13 protein-coding genes and 1 pseudogene are annotated in these 15,732 nt (G+C 54.4%); 7 read left to right on the top strand and 7 right to left on the bottom strand.

The features are described 5' to 3' along the window. Window positions 1-189: 189 nt before the first annotated feature. Entirely contained in the window at window positions 190-576 is a 387-nt protein-coding gene (gene stbA, locus ACOTX1_RS23155; protein WP_001039464.1) for a plasmid stabilization protein StbA, read from the bottom strand. A gap of 569 nt (window positions 577-1,145) precedes the next feature. Between stbA and ACOTX1_RS23150 the strand changes: the two genes are divergently transcribed. Next, on the top strand, window positions 1,146-2,114 hold the full coding sequence (locus tag ACOTX1_RS23150; protein ID WP_022652343.1) for an IS5-like element IS903B family transposase: 969 nt from the start codon (window positions 1,146-1,148) through the stop codon (window positions 2,112-2,114). A 57-nt stretch (window positions 2,115-2,171) separates the two neighbouring features. Here ACOTX1_RS23150 and ACOTX1_RS23145 read toward each other — a convergent pair. From ACOTX1_RS23145 to ACOTX1_RS23125, 5 genes and pseudogenes are all read right to left on the bottom strand, one after another. Further along, a pseudogene (locus tag ACOTX1_RS23145) lies at window positions 2,172-2,693 on the bottom strand (transposase); the annotation flags it as partial. A gap of 133 nt (window positions 2,694-2,826) precedes the next feature. Continuing rightward, window positions 2,827-3,891 carry a fimbrial protein gene (locus ACOTX1_RS23140; RefSeq protein WP_421766876.1) on the bottom strand — a complete coding sequence of 355 codons (1,065 nt, stop codon included), beginning with the start codon at window positions 3,889-3,891 and terminating at the stop codon, window positions 2,827-2,829. A 15-nt stretch (window positions 3,892-3,906) separates the two neighbouring features. Continuing rightward, complete coding sequence (locus ACOTX1_RS23135; protein ID WP_421766875.1) at window positions 3,907-6,399, bottom strand: fimbria/pilus outer membrane usher protein; 2,493 nt, start codon at window positions 6,397-6,399, stop codon at window positions 3,907-3,909. Window positions 6,400-6,414: 15 nt separating this feature from the next. Then, window positions 6,415-7,107, bottom strand: a complete 693-nt coding sequence (locus tag ACOTX1_RS23130; protein WP_015570089.1) for a fimbrial biogenesis chaperone — start codon at window positions 7,105-7,107, stop codon at window positions 6,415-6,417. 52 nt (window positions 7,108-7,159) lie between these two features. Then, window positions 7,160-7,744 carry a fimbrial protein gene (locus ACOTX1_RS23125; protein WP_150321484.1) on the bottom strand — a complete coding sequence of 195 codons (585 nt, stop codon included), beginning with the start codon at window positions 7,742-7,744 and terminating at the stop codon, window positions 7,160-7,162. A gap of 199 nt (window positions 7,745-7,943) precedes the next feature. Here ACOTX1_RS23125 and ACOTX1_RS23120 point away from each other — a divergent pair. Further along, window positions 7,944-8,641 (top strand): IS1 family transposase gene (locus ACOTX1_RS23120; RefSeq protein WP_223863004.1). Its coding sequence is split into 2 segments (ribosomal slippage): window positions 7,944-8,193 and window positions 8,193-8,641, totalling 699 coding nucleotides; the frame shifts between segments, so codons are not numbered across the junction. A 36-nt stretch (window positions 8,642-8,677) separates the two neighbouring features. On the opposite strand, the gene ACOTX1_RS23115 is transcribed toward ACOTX1_RS23120, so the two are convergent. Next, window positions 8,678-9,754, bottom strand: coding sequence for a LacI family DNA-binding transcriptional regulator (locus ACOTX1_RS23115; RefSeq protein WP_074075313.1), 1,077 nt, complete (start codon window positions 9,752-9,754; stop codon window positions 8,678-8,680). Between the two features lie 195 nt (window positions 9,755-9,949). On the opposite strand from ACOTX1_RS23115, the gene ACOTX1_RS23110 reads away from it, so the two are divergent. The 5 genes from ACOTX1_RS23110 to ACOTX1_RS23090 all read left to right on the top strand — a co-directional run bounded on the left by ACOTX1_RS23110 (window position 9,950) and on the right by ACOTX1_RS23090 (window position 14,629). Further along, entirely contained in the window at window positions 9,950-10,771 is an 822-nt protein-coding gene (locus ACOTX1_RS23110) for an ABC transporter substrate-binding protein (RefSeq protein ID WP_074075314.1), read from the top strand. A gap of 73 nt (window positions 10,772-10,844) precedes the next feature. Then, window positions 10,845-11,657 carry an amino acid ABC transporter permease gene (locus ACOTX1_RS23105; RefSeq protein ID WP_032693912.1) on the top strand — a complete coding sequence of 271 codons (813 nt, stop codon included), beginning with the start codon at window positions 10,845-10,847 and terminating at the stop codon, window positions 11,655-11,657. Window position 11,658: 1 nt separating this feature from the next. Continuing rightward, a complete protein-coding gene (locus tag ACOTX1_RS23100; RefSeq protein ID WP_032693911.1) occupies window positions 11,659-12,405 on the top strand; it encodes an amino acid ABC transporter ATP-binding protein in 747 nt (248 codons plus the stop codon). Then, window positions 12,405-13,478: a Gfo/Idh/MocA family protein gene (locus ACOTX1_RS23095; protein ID WP_038992757.1), complete on the top strand. Its 1,074-nt coding sequence runs from the start codon at window positions 12,405-12,407 to the stop codon at window positions 13,476-13,478. Before ACOTX1_RS23100 ends, ACOTX1_RS23095 begins: the two co-directional genes overlap by 1 nt. 32 nt (window positions 13,479-13,510) lie before the next feature. Next, on the top strand, window positions 13,511-14,629 hold the full coding sequence (locus ACOTX1_RS23090) for an NAD(P)/FAD-dependent oxidoreductase (protein ID WP_074075315.1): 1,119 nt from the start codon (window positions 13,511-13,513) through the stop codon (window positions 14,627-14,629). Window positions 14,630-15,732 lie beyond the last annotated feature (1,103 nt).

Here is a 15,732-nt window from a genome sequence, read left to right as displayed (position 1 = left end):
TGAACAAAATGACGAAAGCAGGTATGCCTGAAAGCGTGCGTATTGCCTGAAAACACAACCCGCTACGGGGGAGACTTACCCGAAATCTGATTTATTCAACAAAGCCGCGCGGGGCTAACAGGTAAGATGAAATTAAGGTTTTACGAACACTGCCACTGTAATTAATTACCGCTACTTTCATAAATCACCTCAGAATTTTTTGTTGAACTTCTTAGGGTCGAAATTCTCACCGATTTTCTTGAAGAATTCTTTATCAATAATGCCGGGACTCTCTGCTTTTTTACTTTCCTGCACTTCAGGCTCAGACGGTTGTGTATTGTGCAATACACTTTCCGCTGCACCCTTCGCGCTACTCTTATCATGCGTATTGTGCAATACATTTTTTCGGTTTTGCCGCGTTCTATACAGTGCCATCTCAAGCCCTTTGGCTGTTACCGAAAAGCTGTATTCGCTGTCGAGGATTTCAGCAATTTCATGCCGCGTTAGCCCTCTGTCCAGCCAGTTCTCGATTTCATTTAGGCGCAATCTGACAGCAGCCGATAAGTTGCGGGGTTTCAGATCTGCTGGTTTATTCATAACCCCCTCCGTTGTATGAAAATGACTCTACAACACTCGTAAGAAGGGGTCAATCGAGTTTTGTAGTTTATCTGTAGTTTTATTGTAGTCTATTTGTAGTCTGTCACGTTTTTTGTAGTTTATTTGTAGTTTTATTGTAGTCTTACAACACTAAGGCAAAACGTTTTTTGTAGTTTATCTGTAGTTTATCTGTAGTTTTTGGTTGCTCAGATGGTCATGCAAGCATGACCATCAAAGAATAGGACGCTTTTTAGCCAAATGCCCCTTAACCTACGGAGATCGCCCTACCAAAAAAAGATGATTTTTTATCCCTTAACCTGCTATACACCTAACGCAGCGTGATAAATCACGCTATCGCACTGATTTAAAAGAAAAAAAACAAAATTTAGCCATGCTGCGGTATTACCCAGGTATTACAAATCAAATCTAAATTACTGATTTAAATAACTTTTTATTTATTACTTTGGTAATACTATGATTTCACCGTATTAGACACCCTTTTTTCGTTTAAAAAATGCACAAATTGAGGACTGAATGGGCTTTGTTGAATAAATCGAACTTTTGCTGAGTTGAAGGATCAGATCACGCATCTTCCCGACAACGCAGACCGTTCCGTGGCAAAGCAAAAGTTCAAAATCACCAACTGGCCCACCTACAATAAAGCCCTCATCAACCGTGGCTCCATAACTTTCTGGCTGGATGATGAAGCTATTCAGGCCTGGTATGAGTCAGCAACACCTTCTTCACGAGGCAGACCTCAGCGCTATTCTGACCTTGCCATCACGACTGTGCTGGTCATTAAACGCGTATTCAGGCTGACCCTGCGCGCTGCGCAGGGCTTTATTGATTCCATTTTTTCTCTGATGAACGTTCCGCTACGTTGCCCGGATTACAGCTGTGTCAGCAGGCGGGCAAAGTCGGTTAACGTCAGTTTCAAAACGTTCACCCGGGGTGAAATCGCGCATCTGGTGATTGATTCCACCGGGCTGAAGGTCTTTGGTGAAGGCGAGTGGAAAGTCAAAAAGCATGGCCAGGAACGCCGTCGTATATGGCGAAAGTTGCATCTGGCAGTTGACAGCAACACACATGAAATCATCTGTGCAGACCTGTCGCTGAACAATGTGACGGACTCAGAAGCCTTCCCGGGTCTTATCCGGCAGACTCACAGAAAAATCAGGGCAGCATCGGCAGACGGCGCTTACGACACCCGGCTCTGTCACGATGAACTGCGGCGTAAGAAAATCAGCGCGCTTATCCCTCCCCGAAAAGGTGCGGGTTACTGGCCCGGTGAATATGCAGACCGTAACCGTGCAGTGGCTAATCAGCGAATGACCGGGAGTAATGCGCGGTGGAAATGGACAACAGATTACAACCGTCGCTCGATAGCGGAAACGGCGATGTACCGGGTAAAACAGCTGTTCGGGGGTTCACTGACGCTGCGTGACTACGATGGTCAGGTTGCAGAGGCTATGGCCCTGGTACGAGCGCTGAACAAAATGACGAAAGCAGGTATGCCTGAAAGCGTGCGTATTGCCTGAAAACACAACCCGCTACGGGGGAGACTTACCCGAAATCTGATTTATTCAACAAAGCCCCTGAGGGGCTGACTTTCGTTTGCGCATGGATTGATAAGCCTCGTCACTGATAAGGTCTTTCTTCCATTTGTACAGGACCGGGACGCTGACGCCTATGCTTTGTGCAACTTTACGCGCGGTTCCACGTCGGTTACAGAGCTCCCGGACGGCCTGAGACCTCTCTTCCGGGCTGAAGCATTTGTTTGTGCCTGAGCGAATGACCAGGGGGCGCGCATTTGGGTAAAACTCTTCAATCCAGCGCTTTAGAATTTCGTTACTGGGGTAGCCGATGGCTCGGCGAGTGTACGACAGGCAACCACCGTGAGTAAGATAATGCTCAACAGCAGCAATTTTCTGTGTCCGTGAATAGCGTTCTCTTGGCTTTAATTCCCTGGGTAAATCGCCCTTCTCTTCATAAATCCGAACCCAACGGCCCAGCTGTTTTGTGGAAGGATATCCCAGCTCCATGACGACAACAGAGGCTTTCTTTCCGTACCGGTAATAGAGTTCGACGGCCCGGATCCGGTCCTCGTATGAATGCATAAATTAACCCCTGAAGGTCCAGGAATTCGTCCGCACTCCCAAACACAATGCGATAAAAAAGCTGAATCTTTCCAACCACAGCGAACTGATTAAGTATGTGCAGACGGTTGGAAAGATGGAGGAATAGTCCACATCAGGGGTAGATAATATTCAGCGTAGCCGATGTATTGATCTTACCCTGGCTCACCTGGGCGGGCGCCCACACGTAATAGTACGCCGCCATCGGAAGGGTGAAATGTTCGTCCAGCGCCGCGCCAGCCGCCACGCTGAAAATCATTGTGGCGTTGCCACGGCTGGTGGTCGAGGTAGAGAAGGTCACCGGCGTTTGCGGGGCGTCACGTTTTATCAGGCGTAGCCCCACGCCCTGCGCCGCGCTACTGCTGCTGTCGATCAGCACCGAGCTGTCGGTCGAAAGCAGCTGCGTGCTGGACAGAAACATCTCAATTGACCGATCGGAATTGCCGTTAACCCCGACGTTCTGACAGCTCATGTTCAGTGAAAAAGGCGTCAGCCCCGGCTGTGAGGATGCACTGAGCTGGGGAATGCCGAGCGTCGGCAGCGCCACGGTCAGCCCCGCATTATCAAAGGAACAGGTAGTCAGTTTTGGCGCGTATTTGATGATCATCGGCTGACCAAACATATCGCGGTTGTCGTAAGGCCATTTGAACCCGCTGAATAACCACTGGGCGATTTTGATGACCTGATTAATTAGCCAGAGGGGGATTTCCAAAATCGACAATCCGCTCATGTCGCTGACGAACAGAACGTCGCTCATGTTCGCCGTATCCCCCGTCAGGGTGGTGCCGCTCTGGTTAACGAGGGTGAAGCGAACCGTAAACGGTGTGTTCAGCTCAGACGCCGTATGGCTACCGCTGGCAGACAGGGTTTTATTGGCCGGGGGATTGGTGATCTCCGCCCGCACCATATACTTGTTGTTGCTGAATCCGAGGATGGTCGCGTATTTGTTGTTGGTCGAGAGGATCGGCGTGTAAGAAAATTCACTGTTACGCGTCGTACAGTTGAACGAGCCGCTGTACTGGGTGGTGAAGCTGCCGGTCCATGTGGGCGTGGCCGGGCTCAGCTTATCCGATAAATCAATGGTAATCGGTGTGCCATAAACGATGCCGCTGCCGGAGCAGGTGGCATAGCTCATCCCGCTAACGCTGGTGAGGAGCAGGAACATGAATGATCGTAACATTTTGATAATCCGTAATTAATGGCAAACCGATGAGGGGCTGTTCAGCCCCCAGGCCGGGGAGGAGATTTCGCACTTTCCGCCGCGGAGATGCACGTTGAGCGCGCGTGGCGGCCGTTCAGCACGGATATACAGTACGCTGGCCTGTCCGACATACCCGACAGATTCACCATGTTCATCCAGCACTTCGGTGCCAAAGGGCAGCGGTTTGCCGTCGGCGCGCGTCGCATGAAGTACCCATGACTGGCGCTTGTCGGTTTCAAAGCGGATATAGCTCACCGCCCCGTCGTAAGGAGCCACGTTAGCCATATTGCCGATCACCTCCGCGCCAGCGCTGTTTTCCGTTTCAGTTAACGTAATGGCGTTTTTGCGATACGGGGTGGCGTAAGGCACCAGCGCCACGCCATCGCGGTTCGTCATAATGCTTTCATCGCCGTTCACCATCAGCCCCTCCGCCTTTGGCGCATCGACGATAGTCATGGTTGTGCCGGTTTCGTTTGAGGCGAGAACGTGCCACGGGTAGGCCACCAGGCTGCCGCGTCCGCTGAGCCCGGTCTGGCGGTAGTCGGAGGATTCGCTGTAAGAGCCACCGAGTGTTGCGAAGTTCGAACGGTACGCGGCGTTAACGCTTGCCGCATTTTTCCCCCCCCGCGCATTACTGCCGGAGAGGGTGTAGCTCAGTCGGTTCGACGCCAGCGCGTTCCCGCTCATGCTGATATTGCTCTGCTCGTAATGCGAATCGCTGGCCGTCAGGCTGGAGGTGATCCACGCATTATTATCAAACAGCGCGAACGGCAGGCTGAGGGAGAGGTAAAGGCGCGTCTCTTCTTCACTGTCCCTGTTCCGTACCCGGCTGGCCGACAGGGTATAGCTGGCGCGGCCGATGGCGTTGGAATAGCCCATCTGGTATTCGCGCGTGGTTTGCTGTGAGTTCCAGTAATCGCGGTGTGTGCCGGAGACAAACACCGTGCCCCAGTTATTGAGCAGGCGCTGATTAAGGTTAAGCGTAAAGGTATTCTTGGGCTGCGCCGCACGCAGGGCGTCCCAGGTGCTTAGCGACATGTCGGGCGCAATGCCAAACCGATCTTCATAGTCGTCGTACTGCGCTCTCAGGCGCTGATACCCTTCGCGCGAATAGAGCGCGTCGCTGAAGCTGTAATAGCCTTTTGTGAAATAGCGATAGGCCGCCAGGGTGAAGTTGGTGGCGGTGGTATCGATAAATTTGCTGTACGACACGCGATAACTCTGACCGCTGCTGGTGCGATCCTGTAGGGTGGTTTTGGCGTGGGTGACATCAAACGAGACCGCGCCAAAGGGAAGGTTCCACCCGGTACCGACAAGCCCGGCCTGGTAGTTATCGCTAATAATCGTCCCGGTATACCCGGTGATGAGGTTATTAAACCCGTAGCGCAGCGTGGCCTGCATGAATGCGGGTTCGGCATCGAGCGTGTTCTGGTGCACTTTACCCGCCACCACGCTGTACTGGCTCACCCCTTCTTTTAGCATCCCGGGCACGGCGGAAAACGGCACCGTGAAGGACTGCTGTGAACCGTCCGCCTCACGCACCACCACCAGCAAATCGCCCGCGGAGCCGGTAGGCTGAATGCTGTCGAGGGTAAACTGGCCCGGCGGCACGTTCTCCTGATAGATCACGTTGCCATTCTGGATAACTTTCACCAGGGCGTTCGTCCGCGCCACGCCGTGAACCATCGGTGAAAAAACCTGCTGTGAATTTGGGCGCATCTTCATGTCCGACGCCAGCGACACGCCGCGCACGCGCAGGGAATCAAACAGATCGCCAGGAATATAAAAGTCACCCAGCGTCAGGTTGGATTTCAGCGAGGCCAGGGGACGGCGCAGGTAGCGGGTATTATTCTGCCAGCTACTCTCTCCGCTGGCCGTTTTCCGCCAGGCGCTGCTGTCGCGAAACTGCCAGCCGAAAAGGTTGGCGCCGGAATCCAGCCCGGCATAAAAATCATCATTTGTGTCTTTCGCAGCGCCTTTCGCGCGGGTGTTATACCAGGTCGTGTTCCACGAGAGCATCAGCGCCGGTATCCCCTCGTCCCAGAACTGGGGGGCAATGTAACCTTCTTCAGTACGCAGCACGGCCGCCTGCGGAACGGTAAGCGCCAGACTCAGGGTGCTGGTATCGGTTTTGACTTCACCGCCCTGAACCAGATCGCGCAGCTGGACCTGCCCGTGCGCAATGGCGGGCGCAGGCACGGACGTGGTGTTGATGCCCAGCGACCGGGCATCTTTCCAGGCAAGGCGGATGTCGTCACGCTGCTCGCCGTAGATGACGGTATAACGTCCCTTCCAGCTGCCGTTTACGTAGATATCCATCTCCTGACTGCCGGCAGGCATGGCGTTGTTTTCGGAAAAGCGAGACAGATCGGACTCACCGGATGCGCCAGCAAGCAGGGAGGGATCAAACGAAACGGCCCCTGATTTATGCGAAAGCAGAAGCGTGCAGACTGCCAGCAGACAGAGTCTGTTTTGTTTCATTTTCATGGTGAGTTTTTACGATCACTGACTGGTGAAAGTCCGGGTTTTATACGCGCCAAGATCGTCCACATACATCAGCTGGAAGGTCTGTCCGCGCTTAACCGTATTTTTGGCGGCGACCGTCAGCTGCCCAAACGGGGAAACCATCGGGGACTCCTGGAGCAATTTCGTTTTACCCAGCGAAATATTAGCGACCGTAATATGGAACGGACTGTTATTTGTAATGCGAAAGCGATCGCCGTCGGCGGCGAGCGTAAGTTTCGCCACCGCGTCATCCAGCGTGCCTTTCAGCGCAGCGGGCCGATAAAAAAGTTTGATACGGGATTTAATTGCCAGCTGGACGGTATTCTGGTTTTGCAGATTTTCAGGTCTGGGTGGAATGTCGAGGACATTCAGGAAAAAGACGGATTCGCGATCCGCAGGCAAGCTGGACGGCAGCTTTTTAATACGAAGCTGTTGACCATTATGTTCGTTAACCTTTATCACCGGCGGCGACAGCAGAAACGGCACATTGGCTGTTTCCGGCGTGGAATTAATATCACCGTCATCTATCCAGGATTGCACCAGAGCCGGCGCATCGCCCGTATTCATTAACTGGACGATCACCTCTTTGTTATTTTCAGGATAAAGGACACGGGTGCCATTAATGACAATATTGGCCCATGAGTGACCCGTGCTTAGCAGTAAGCCTGCCAGCAAAATTGCCTTGCGCATGATTGCAACCTTAAATACAGGCTCTGCGAAAACAGAGCCTGAATAATCACTATTACAGGTAGGAAATGGTATACGTTACGTTGGAGCTCAACGCACCGACCGTTGCATCAGCGGCATTGGTTTTATAGTAATAAACGTCCAGCGTCAGCGTTTCGGAATCTGGCGCGGTCGCTGTACCCATAATATTTGTCAGGTAAGGCTGGTTCAGGGTAATAGGCGTAGACGAACCTGGCTCCACTAACGCAAAGCCGACATTACGTGCCACGCTGGCATCGTTTTCGTTCACGCTGTTATTCACCAGGTATTTACCGTCAGTGGAGATATTATCCGCGCTGGAGAAATACACTTGCAGCGGGGTACCGGCCTTTTCGGCTGCTGGTGAACAACCAGAGAACGTCAGCGCAATAGATTTTTTATTTTTAGTGATCAGGCCAACCGTGTTGCCCGCATCATTTACCGAAATAGGGGAAAGCGCAACGGTAAAGTCCGCGCTTTTACCGCCGTTAATGGTACAGGTTGTATCGGTAATTGCGCCGGTAAAGTTAATGATACCACCCGCCGAATTGTCTGCGGCCACTGCGCTGGTAGAAGCAATAGCGGCGGCCAGCAATGATACGGTCATGATCGATTTGAACATGATAAACTCCATAAAGATTTGTGTTATTTAAAATGAATGTTATACGGCTACACATGCCCTTGATGTACCGGCTAGACGCATGGCGACTCGGGAGAATGCTTTGACGATATCATGTTGCACTAAAAAAGTACACAAGGAATGTGGGGTAATGCTGCCAACTTACTGATTTAGTGTATGATGGTGTTTTTGAGGTGCTCCAGTGGCTTCTGTTTCTATCAGCTGTCCCTCCTGTTCAGCTACTGAAGGCGTGGTGCGTAACGGTAAAAGTACTGCCGGACATCAGCGCTATCTCTGCTCTCACTGCCGTAAAACATGGCAGCTTCAGTTCACTTACACCTCTTCTCAACCCGGTACACACCAGAAAATTATTGATATGGCCATGAATGGCGTCGGATGTCGCGCCAGTGCACGCATTATGGGCGTTGGCCTCAACACGGTTTTACGTCACTTAAAAAACTCAGGCCGCAGTCGGTAACCTCGCGCATACAACCGGGCAGTGATGTGATTGTCTGCGCTGAAATGGACGAACAGTGGGGCTACGTCGGTGCTAAATCTCGTCAGCGCTGGCTGTTTTACGCGTATGACAGGATACGGAGGACGGTTGTGGCGCACGTCTTCGGTGAACGCACTCTGGCCACACTGGAGCGTCTTCTGAGCCTGCTGTCGGCCTTTGAGGTCGTGGTATGGATGACGGATGGCTGGCCGCTGTATGAATCACGCCTGAAGGGAAAGCTGCACGTTAACAGCAAGCGTTACACTCAGCGCATTGAGCGACATAACCTGAATCTGAGACAACATCTGGCAAGGCTGGGACGGAAGTCACTGTCGTTCTCAAAATCGGTGGAGCTGCATGACAAAGTCATCGGGCATTATCTGAACATAAAACACTATCAGTAAGTTGGAGTCATTACCCAAACCCGTATCGGCACAATATCACCCAGCAGATAAATTTTCCCCTACCGAGCCGCGCACTATCATCCAGCTGTCAAACGCAGGTAAGGCGCCTGCGGATTGCTTGCGGATTTGGCAAATCAATCGGCGCGCGGCTTCGCGTCCCATTTCATATACCGGCTGGGCGACCACGGTTAGCGGCGGCGACATCAGCTCGGTCCAGGGAAAATCATCGTACATCAGAAAAGAGATATCTTCGGGTACGCGCAGGCCACGTTTGGTCAGACCACGCAGGATGCCTATCGCAATCAGGTTGTCCGAGGCTATCAGCGCGCTCGGTGGCTCGGCGAGCGCCAGTAGTTCAGTCAGTATCTGCTCAATGGTGGCTTCGCTGAGTGCATTAAGCCGAATGAGCGCCGGATCCAGCTCCCTACCCGCGGCCCGGTAGGCGTCAATCATTCCGCTGACACGTTGCGCTACCGGCGTTGGACCCAACGTCATGGCCGGCGAATAAGGTGTAGCGCAGCGCATGCTGGAGATATAAGCAATACGTTGATGCCCGGCCGCCAGTAACAGCTCCGTGGCCTGTTTAGCCACTGTAACAAAGTTCGCCTGGACGGTCTCCACCTCCATCCCTTGAACTGCCCGGTCAAACATCATTAATGAACGCCCTTCTGCCAGCACCTGGCGAAGATGTTCGTTATCCTCAAACAGTGAGCTGCACGGCGCGACGATGATGCCATCGACGCGCTTATCCAGCATCACGCGCACGGCCTCCCGCTCCTCGTCCAGAGTTTCATCGCTGTTGCTCAGCAGCAAGTGAAATCCCGCCTGTCGTGCAACGTCCGCCATTCCGCGCAGCGCGAGGCCAAAATGCGGGTTTTCAATGTCGCCGACAATCACCCCAATGGTATTAGATCGGCCGGTGTTCATACTGCGGGCCAACTCGTTCGGCCTGTAACCCAGCACTTCAGCTGCCTGATTCACCCGGGTCTGCACGTCATCACTCACTGAACCATATCCGCCCAAGGCACGTGCCGCCTGAGCCTTGGAAACATTGGCTGCGCGGGCGACGTCGGCGACGGTTGGGCTTCGTAAACGAGCATTTTCATTGGTCATAATTATTTAGAATCACAAGTTGATAACAACATTATTGACGCTGCTGACAGCGTGTGCTTAATATCAATACATCCAAATGAGACCGGTCTCAACACCAGGGCTTGTCTTATTTTACACATCGTTGAGACCGGTCTCAACAATTATAAACCGGCTTGGCGAACTCTGAAGTTTCACCTGCAAAGACGGAAGAGCCTTATGACATCGCACAAACGCTTCAATCATCTGACCGCTGCTCTGTTCGGCTCGGCTATGCTGGCTTCAGCCTGCTGGAGTGCATACGCCGCTAATGACAGCAATCCCTGGGGTTTGATCGAGCCCGGTCATCTACGTGTAGCCAGCCTGGGAGACTCGAAGCCCTACACTTTCACCGATAAAAACGGCAATTTTACTGGTTTTGATGTCGAATTCTTCAAAAACGTGGCACATCGCATGGGTATTGAACAGGTGGACTTTATCGGTCAGGATTTTTCCGCCATCCTGCCGGCTGTGGCAAATGGTCAGTATGATGCCGGTGTCGCCGCCATTGGAATCACGCCGCTACGTGAAAAAACAGTCGACTTCTCTACTGGCTATCTCGCGGGCTATTTAACTGTGCTGACCCGCAGTGATTCAGGCGTGAAGAACGTTGAAGCCCTGGCGCATAAACGAGTTGGGGTGATTCAGGGCACACTGCAGGAGAACTATGCGCTGCAGCATTTCAAACAGTCCGATCTGGTGCGTTTCCCCGATAACAACGCAGCGGTGTCCGCGCTAAACAACGGCACGCTCGATGCCATGTTCCTCGACTACGAAGCGGCCAAAGATTATGCCACCCGCTTCAGGCTGGTCACGGCGGCGAACATCCCTTCTTTTGACGCGCCTGCGGGCGTCGCCATCGCCAAAGGTAAGCCTGAGTTCAAAGCTGCGCTGGATAAAGCCATCAAAGCAGCGATGCAGGATGGAACCTGGAAACAGCTGTACCAGAAATGGTTCCCTGGTTCGCCAATGCCGCAACAGTATCTGCCCGGTGGCCAATAACCCTGCGCATCATTATGCGTGAGACTGCATCCGTTGACGGCACATGTCCGTCACCCGCAACCGAGAATCGGCTATGGATCTGATCACTATTCTTTCCCGTACGTTTTTTGATATTCCATCGATGATGGACGTCCTGCCTCAGCTGCTGGCAACCGGACTGGTTAACACCATCATTATCTCTGTAGCAGCCACCGTGCTGGGCACGCTATTCGGCCTTATACTGGCGCTGATGGGCATCTCGCCCTCCCGCTGGCTGCGCGTGCCCGCGCGGCTGTATACCGATCTGTTTCGGGGCTTGCCATCCATCCTCACCATTTTGTTGATTGGTCAGGGCCTGGCGCGGTTTAGCTATCAGCTGTTTGGCCCTACTCCTTATCCGCTGGGCATTTTTGCCCTGAGCCTGATTGCCAGCGCTTACATGGGCGAAATTTTCCGCTCCGGTATTCAGAGCGTGGAACAGGGGCAGATGGAAGCGTGCCGGGCACTGGGAATGAGCTATGGCCGGGCGATGCGCCTGGTGATCATTCCGCAAGGCATCCGCCGCGTGTTACCTGCGATTGTCAATCAGTTCATCGCCATCATCAAAGACTCGTCGCTGGTTTATCTGCTGGGCCTGATGACCGGTCAGCGTGAGCTGTTCCGGGTCGGTCAGGATGCTGCCGTGCTGAGCGGCAACCTGTCTCCACTGATGCTGGCCGGGCTGTTCTATCTGGTGATCACCGTGCCGCTCACCCACGCCGTGAACTATATCGACATCCGCTACCGTACCGGGCGGCGTCGCGCCACTGCGCCACAAAGCGGCCTGAAGGAGCTCGATGAAGTGCAGCAAAAGCGCAATGTGGTTCCGGCGGTCTCGGTCTCCCTTACCAGCGAGCAAGGACATTAATATGGCTATACCTTCTGCGTTTCACGGCGCGAGCCTGGAGCTGTGCAATCTGACCCTGGCGTACGGCCCGATTGAGGTGCTGCGTAATGTGTCGCTGAGCATCGAACCTGGCACCACCACCTGCATCATCGGTCCCTCGGGATCGGGAAAATCCACCTTACTGCGTGGCATCAATCGCCTGCATGAGCCGAAGAAAGGGGATGTATTACTGGCCGGGCGATCTGTCCTGAAGGATAAGCCCGATTCGCTACGGTTGAGGATTGGCATGGTATTTCAGCATTTCAACCTTTTTCCCGATCATAGCGCGCTGGAAAACGTGGCGCTGGCACCGTGGAAAGTGAAAGGCCTCCCGAAAGCCGAGGCTCTGGAGATTGCCCGCCAGCGGCTGGCCGAAGTTGGCCTTGCTCAGCGAGCCGATCACCGTCCGCGCGACCTCTCGGGTGGCCAGCAACAGCGGGTGGCGATAGCACGTGCGCTGGCGATGGAGCCGGAAGTGATGCTGTTCGATGAAGCAACCTCGGCACTCGATCCTGAGCTGGTGAAAGGTGTTCTGACGCTAATGGCTGATTTGTGCCAGCGAGGCATGACCATGGTGGTAGTGACGCATGAGATGGGCTTCGCCCGGCGCGTGGCAGACCAGGTAGTGTTTATGGATGAAGGCGAGATTGTAGAAGCCGGCACACCAGAACAAATCTTTGACCGCCCGCAATCTGCACGCCTGCAGCGTTTTCTGTCGGAGGTACTGTGATGCCACATCAACAGGTTAGAGGCCCAATCCGCACGGCTCTGGTGGGTTTTGGCGTCGCCGGCAGCGTGTTTCATGCGCCGCTGATTACCCCTAACACCGACTATCGTCTCGACGTCATCGTCACTGGCGATGCCCAACGCGTAGCGACGGCGCAGCAACGTTACCCACAGGCGCGGGTGCTGCCGGACTGGCCGGCGTTGCTTAAGGCAATTGATGGCGGCGAGATTAGCATCGATCTCATCGTGCTGGCCACGCCGCCGGCGCAACATGCGGAGCAGGCTGTGCAGGCCAGCCAGCGTGCTATCCATCTGGTGGTGGATAAGCCGTTTGCAGCAGATGTACAAGCGGCCGAAATGATGATCGCCGCAGCGCAGCAGGCTAATACCTTGCTCACCGTTTTTCATAACCGACGCTGGGACGGTGACTTTCTGACATTACAGCGCCTGGTACAACAGGAAGCCTTTGGCACCGTAAGAAGTTTTGAGTCGCGTTTCGAGTGGTGGCGACCGCAGGGATTTGGCAACTGGCGTGACAGCGTCACTCTTGCGCAGGGCGGCGGTTTGTTGCTGGATCTCGGAAGCCATTTGATTGACCAGGCCATGCAGCTATTTGGCCCGGTAGTCCACGCCACGGCGGAGCTGGCACGCCATTCCGGGCCTCAGCCGGACAGTGACGAAGACAGTTTCGTCTCATTGCTGCATCACAACGGGGTGCGTTCCCGGCTGTGGATGAATGGTCAGGCGGCATTGAATGCGCCGCGCTTCCACCTGCTGGGCAGCAAAGGCGCTTTCACCCACTGGGGGCTGGATAATCAGGAGCCGCAGCTGGCGGCTGGCATGTCGCCCACCGATAGCCAGTACGGCGTCACGCCGGCAGGTAATTTTGCCCGGGCCGGCACGGTCGGGGCAACCACAACGGTGCCCATTGAACGTGGCCACTACCCCGCTTTCTATCAGCTGTTAGCCCACGCGCTGTTACACGGCGGGCCGCCGCCGGTTGATGCACGTGAAGCGCTCAGTGTTTTACAGCTTATTGAGCAACTCCATCGGCAGCATCGCGTACGTATTGCCTGAGGGCGAACATTTTTTAACAGAAGGAATAAATGATGTCTGACAAAACCGTGGCAAAAACCGTCATCGTGCTGGGTGGCGGCATTCTCGGAGTCTCAACCGCCTGGCAGCTGGCGCAGGCGGGCGCGCAAGTCACACTGGTGACGGAAGCGGCGCTCTGCTCAGGCGCCACCGGCCGTTCCCTCTCCTGGCTCAACTCAGCTGGTGAGCGTTCGCAGCCTTATCATGCGCTGCGGATGGCGGGTATTGACCGCTATCGCACGCTATTTGCCCGCCATCCACAGCTTGACTGGCTGCGTTTCGATGGTGCTATTTACTGGGCCGCAGACGATGTCGCGGGCACCAAAGCGCGTCATGACTATGAAAAAGCGCAGGGCTACGACTCAAAGCTGATCAATCACGCCACGGTCGGTGATGTCGATGCGCAGGTGAATCCGGCCAGCCTGAGTCAGGTCGCGATTGCAAATCTGGGTGAAGGCTGGGTCAGTCTGCCGCATCTGGTTGAGCATCTGATGCAGGCATTTCGTGCGCTGGGCGGAGAAGTCGTTGAGCACGCTGGTAAAGCCAGCGTGCTAACCAAAGACGGCCGGGCCAGCGGCATTCGCAGTGAAAAATTCGGTGAGCTGCAGGCCGATCAGGTACTGGTGGCGTGTGGCCCGTGGACGCCGGAAGTGGTTGCCCCACTCGGTGTGAAGATACCCAATAGCTCTCCGGTCTCAATGCTGGTGACCAGCCAACCCTGCGATCACGCACTCCAGGTGGTCTTGAATACACCACGCGCTGCGGTCCGCCCTAACCCTGGCAACACTATCGCCGTCGATCATGACTGGTATGAAGAGCATATCGTCGCTCAGGCTGACGGGCAGTACAGCATTGATACATCTGTCATTAACCAGTTGATGGCGGAAGCGGGTAGCCTGATAGGTGACGGCGAGCCGTTAACAGCCAACAGTTGGAAAATTGGTCTGAAGCCCATTCCAGGAGATGGCGAACCAGTGGTCGGCGAGTTGCAGAACGTTCCCGGCTGTTTTGTCGTTTTCACCCATTCCGGCGCCACGCTGGCGTTAATCCTCGGCGAGATACTGACGCAGGAGATACTCACCGGCGTCAAACACCCGATGCTGGCGACCTTCCGCCCGGAAAGATTTAGCTAACATTATTGCCAGCGCCACGATGTCGGTGGCGCTGAATACACTCCCTTTTGCCTGTCACACACCGCTCATTTCCCCGATATAATCTATGAGCGGACATTTACTGCAGACTTGACCTGCTCCCCGTATTTTCACACAGACTGCTGTTAGTTACTTCCGCTTTTGGCTCAAAGCAGACGTTAAGACTTACAGCATCGGGAAACTTCTGGATGCCGCGTCAGCGGCATGGAGGCGCCAGATGAGGTTACATGTGTCTGTGGAGTCAAATGGCGCCGAAAGCCCGGCGTAGCCGGTTACCGGGCTATAAATTCTGCCACCCTACCCCCTGCCCTGATTAGCCTTAACCCGCTATCAGCAATGAAGAAATTAAGGTAATCCCTTTTAACCCCGGTGAGCGGGCTTTACGGCGTTTACGACGTAAAGGGCGTGATTTCCGGGGCCTTAGCGGCGGCAGCTTGCTGCTGACGCTTAGGGGGATGTTCTTCAGTTATTTCAGCGACACCAGGGAACTAGCACGATAGCTGCAAAGCCATACCCGCTCAAAACATCTCAAACGCTTCTGTACGCGGTCGGAGTGGTCCCGGCAAGGCGATAGCCGCAGCCGGGGCGTATCTCCGCGTTAGCGGGCCGGAGGGCCGCTTACGAGCGTGTACTAGACAACTGCCCGCAGCTCCCTCCACAGCGATGAAGAAGAGTAGTTACAACACCCATCATTAAAAGCGATGGTGTTCCCCGGCCTTCGGCCGGGGGCGGCGGCGCTTTTCAGTGGTGGGGAGGGGCACCTGGCCGGCAAACCGGCGCTGGTTTTATGATGAACTTCCTTTTGAATGCTGTAACTAATTTACTTCTCCGGTCGGGGCCCGTCGCGAAGCGATGGGAGCTCTCTCTAGCGCGCGCGGTATTCCTGCACCGTCTGGGTGAAATCAGGGATCGTAAACCGGAAAATCAGAGCTACCGCGCCAGTGGACTGACGCTGCTGACAGCAACTGACGCCCTTCTAGGGGTCGGTTCCGGCTGAGGGCGAAATGACACCCTAAGCGTTAGCTCTGTGTCGTTGCACGATGTCAGCGACGGTATTCTTGCTGATACCGAGCTCGCGTGCGATC

This window comes from Enterobacter cloacae complex sp. IR5401 (assembly GCF_049238425.1).
Lineage (GTDB): Bacteria > Pseudomonadota > Gammaproteobacteria > Enterobacterales > Enterobacteriaceae > Enterobacter > Enterobacter hormaechei_C.
The sequence above is the reverse complement of the archived record's forward strand: the minus strand, read 5'-3'. Positions and strand labels throughout refer to the sequence as shown.

Bases quoted from the DNA above. Each gene is read 5' to 3' on its own strand.
- ACOTX1_RS23100 (WP_032693911.1), top strand. From the start codon at position 11,659: ATGGCTATACCTTCTGCGTTTCACGGCGCGAGCCTGGAGCTGTGCAAT.
- ACOTX1_RS23115 (WP_074075313.1), bottom strand. From the start codon at position 9,754: ATGACCAATGAAAATGCTCGTTTACGAAGCCCAACCGTCGCCGACGTC.
- ACOTX1_RS23095 (WP_038992757.1), top strand. From the start codon at position 12,405: ATGCCACATCAACAGGTTAGAGGCCCAATCCGCACGGCTCTGGTGGGT.
- ACOTX1_RS23110 (WP_074075314.1), top strand. From the start codon at position 9,950: ATGACATCGCACAAACGCTTCAATCATCTGACCGCTGCTCTGTTCGGC.
- stbA (WP_001039464.1), bottom strand. From the start codon at position 576: ATGAATAAACCAGCAGATCTGAAACCCCGCAACTTATCGGCTGCTGTC.
- ACOTX1_RS23135 (WP_421766875.1), bottom strand. From the start codon at position 6,399: ATGAAAATGAAACAAAACAGACTCTGTCTGCTGGCAGTCTGCACGCTT.
- ACOTX1_RS23140 (WP_421766876.1), bottom strand. From the start codon at position 3,891: ATGTTACGATCATTCATGTTCCTGCTCCTCACCAGCGTTAGCGGGATG.
- ACOTX1_RS23130 (WP_015570089.1), bottom strand. From the start codon at position 7,107: ATGCGCAAGGCAATTTTGCTGGCAGGCTTACTGCTAAGCACGGGTCAC.
- ACOTX1_RS23125 (WP_150321484.1), bottom strand. From the start codon at position 7,744: ATGTTCAAATCGATCATGACCGTATCATTGCTGGCCGCCGCTATTGCT.
- ACOTX1_RS23090 (WP_074075315.1), top strand. From the start codon at position 13,511: ATGTCTGACAAAACCGTGGCAAAAACCGTCATCGTGCTGGGTGGCGGC.
- ACOTX1_RS23105 (WP_032693912.1), top strand. From the start codon at position 10,845: ATGGATCTGATCACTATTCTTTCCCGTACGTTTTTTGATATTCCATCG.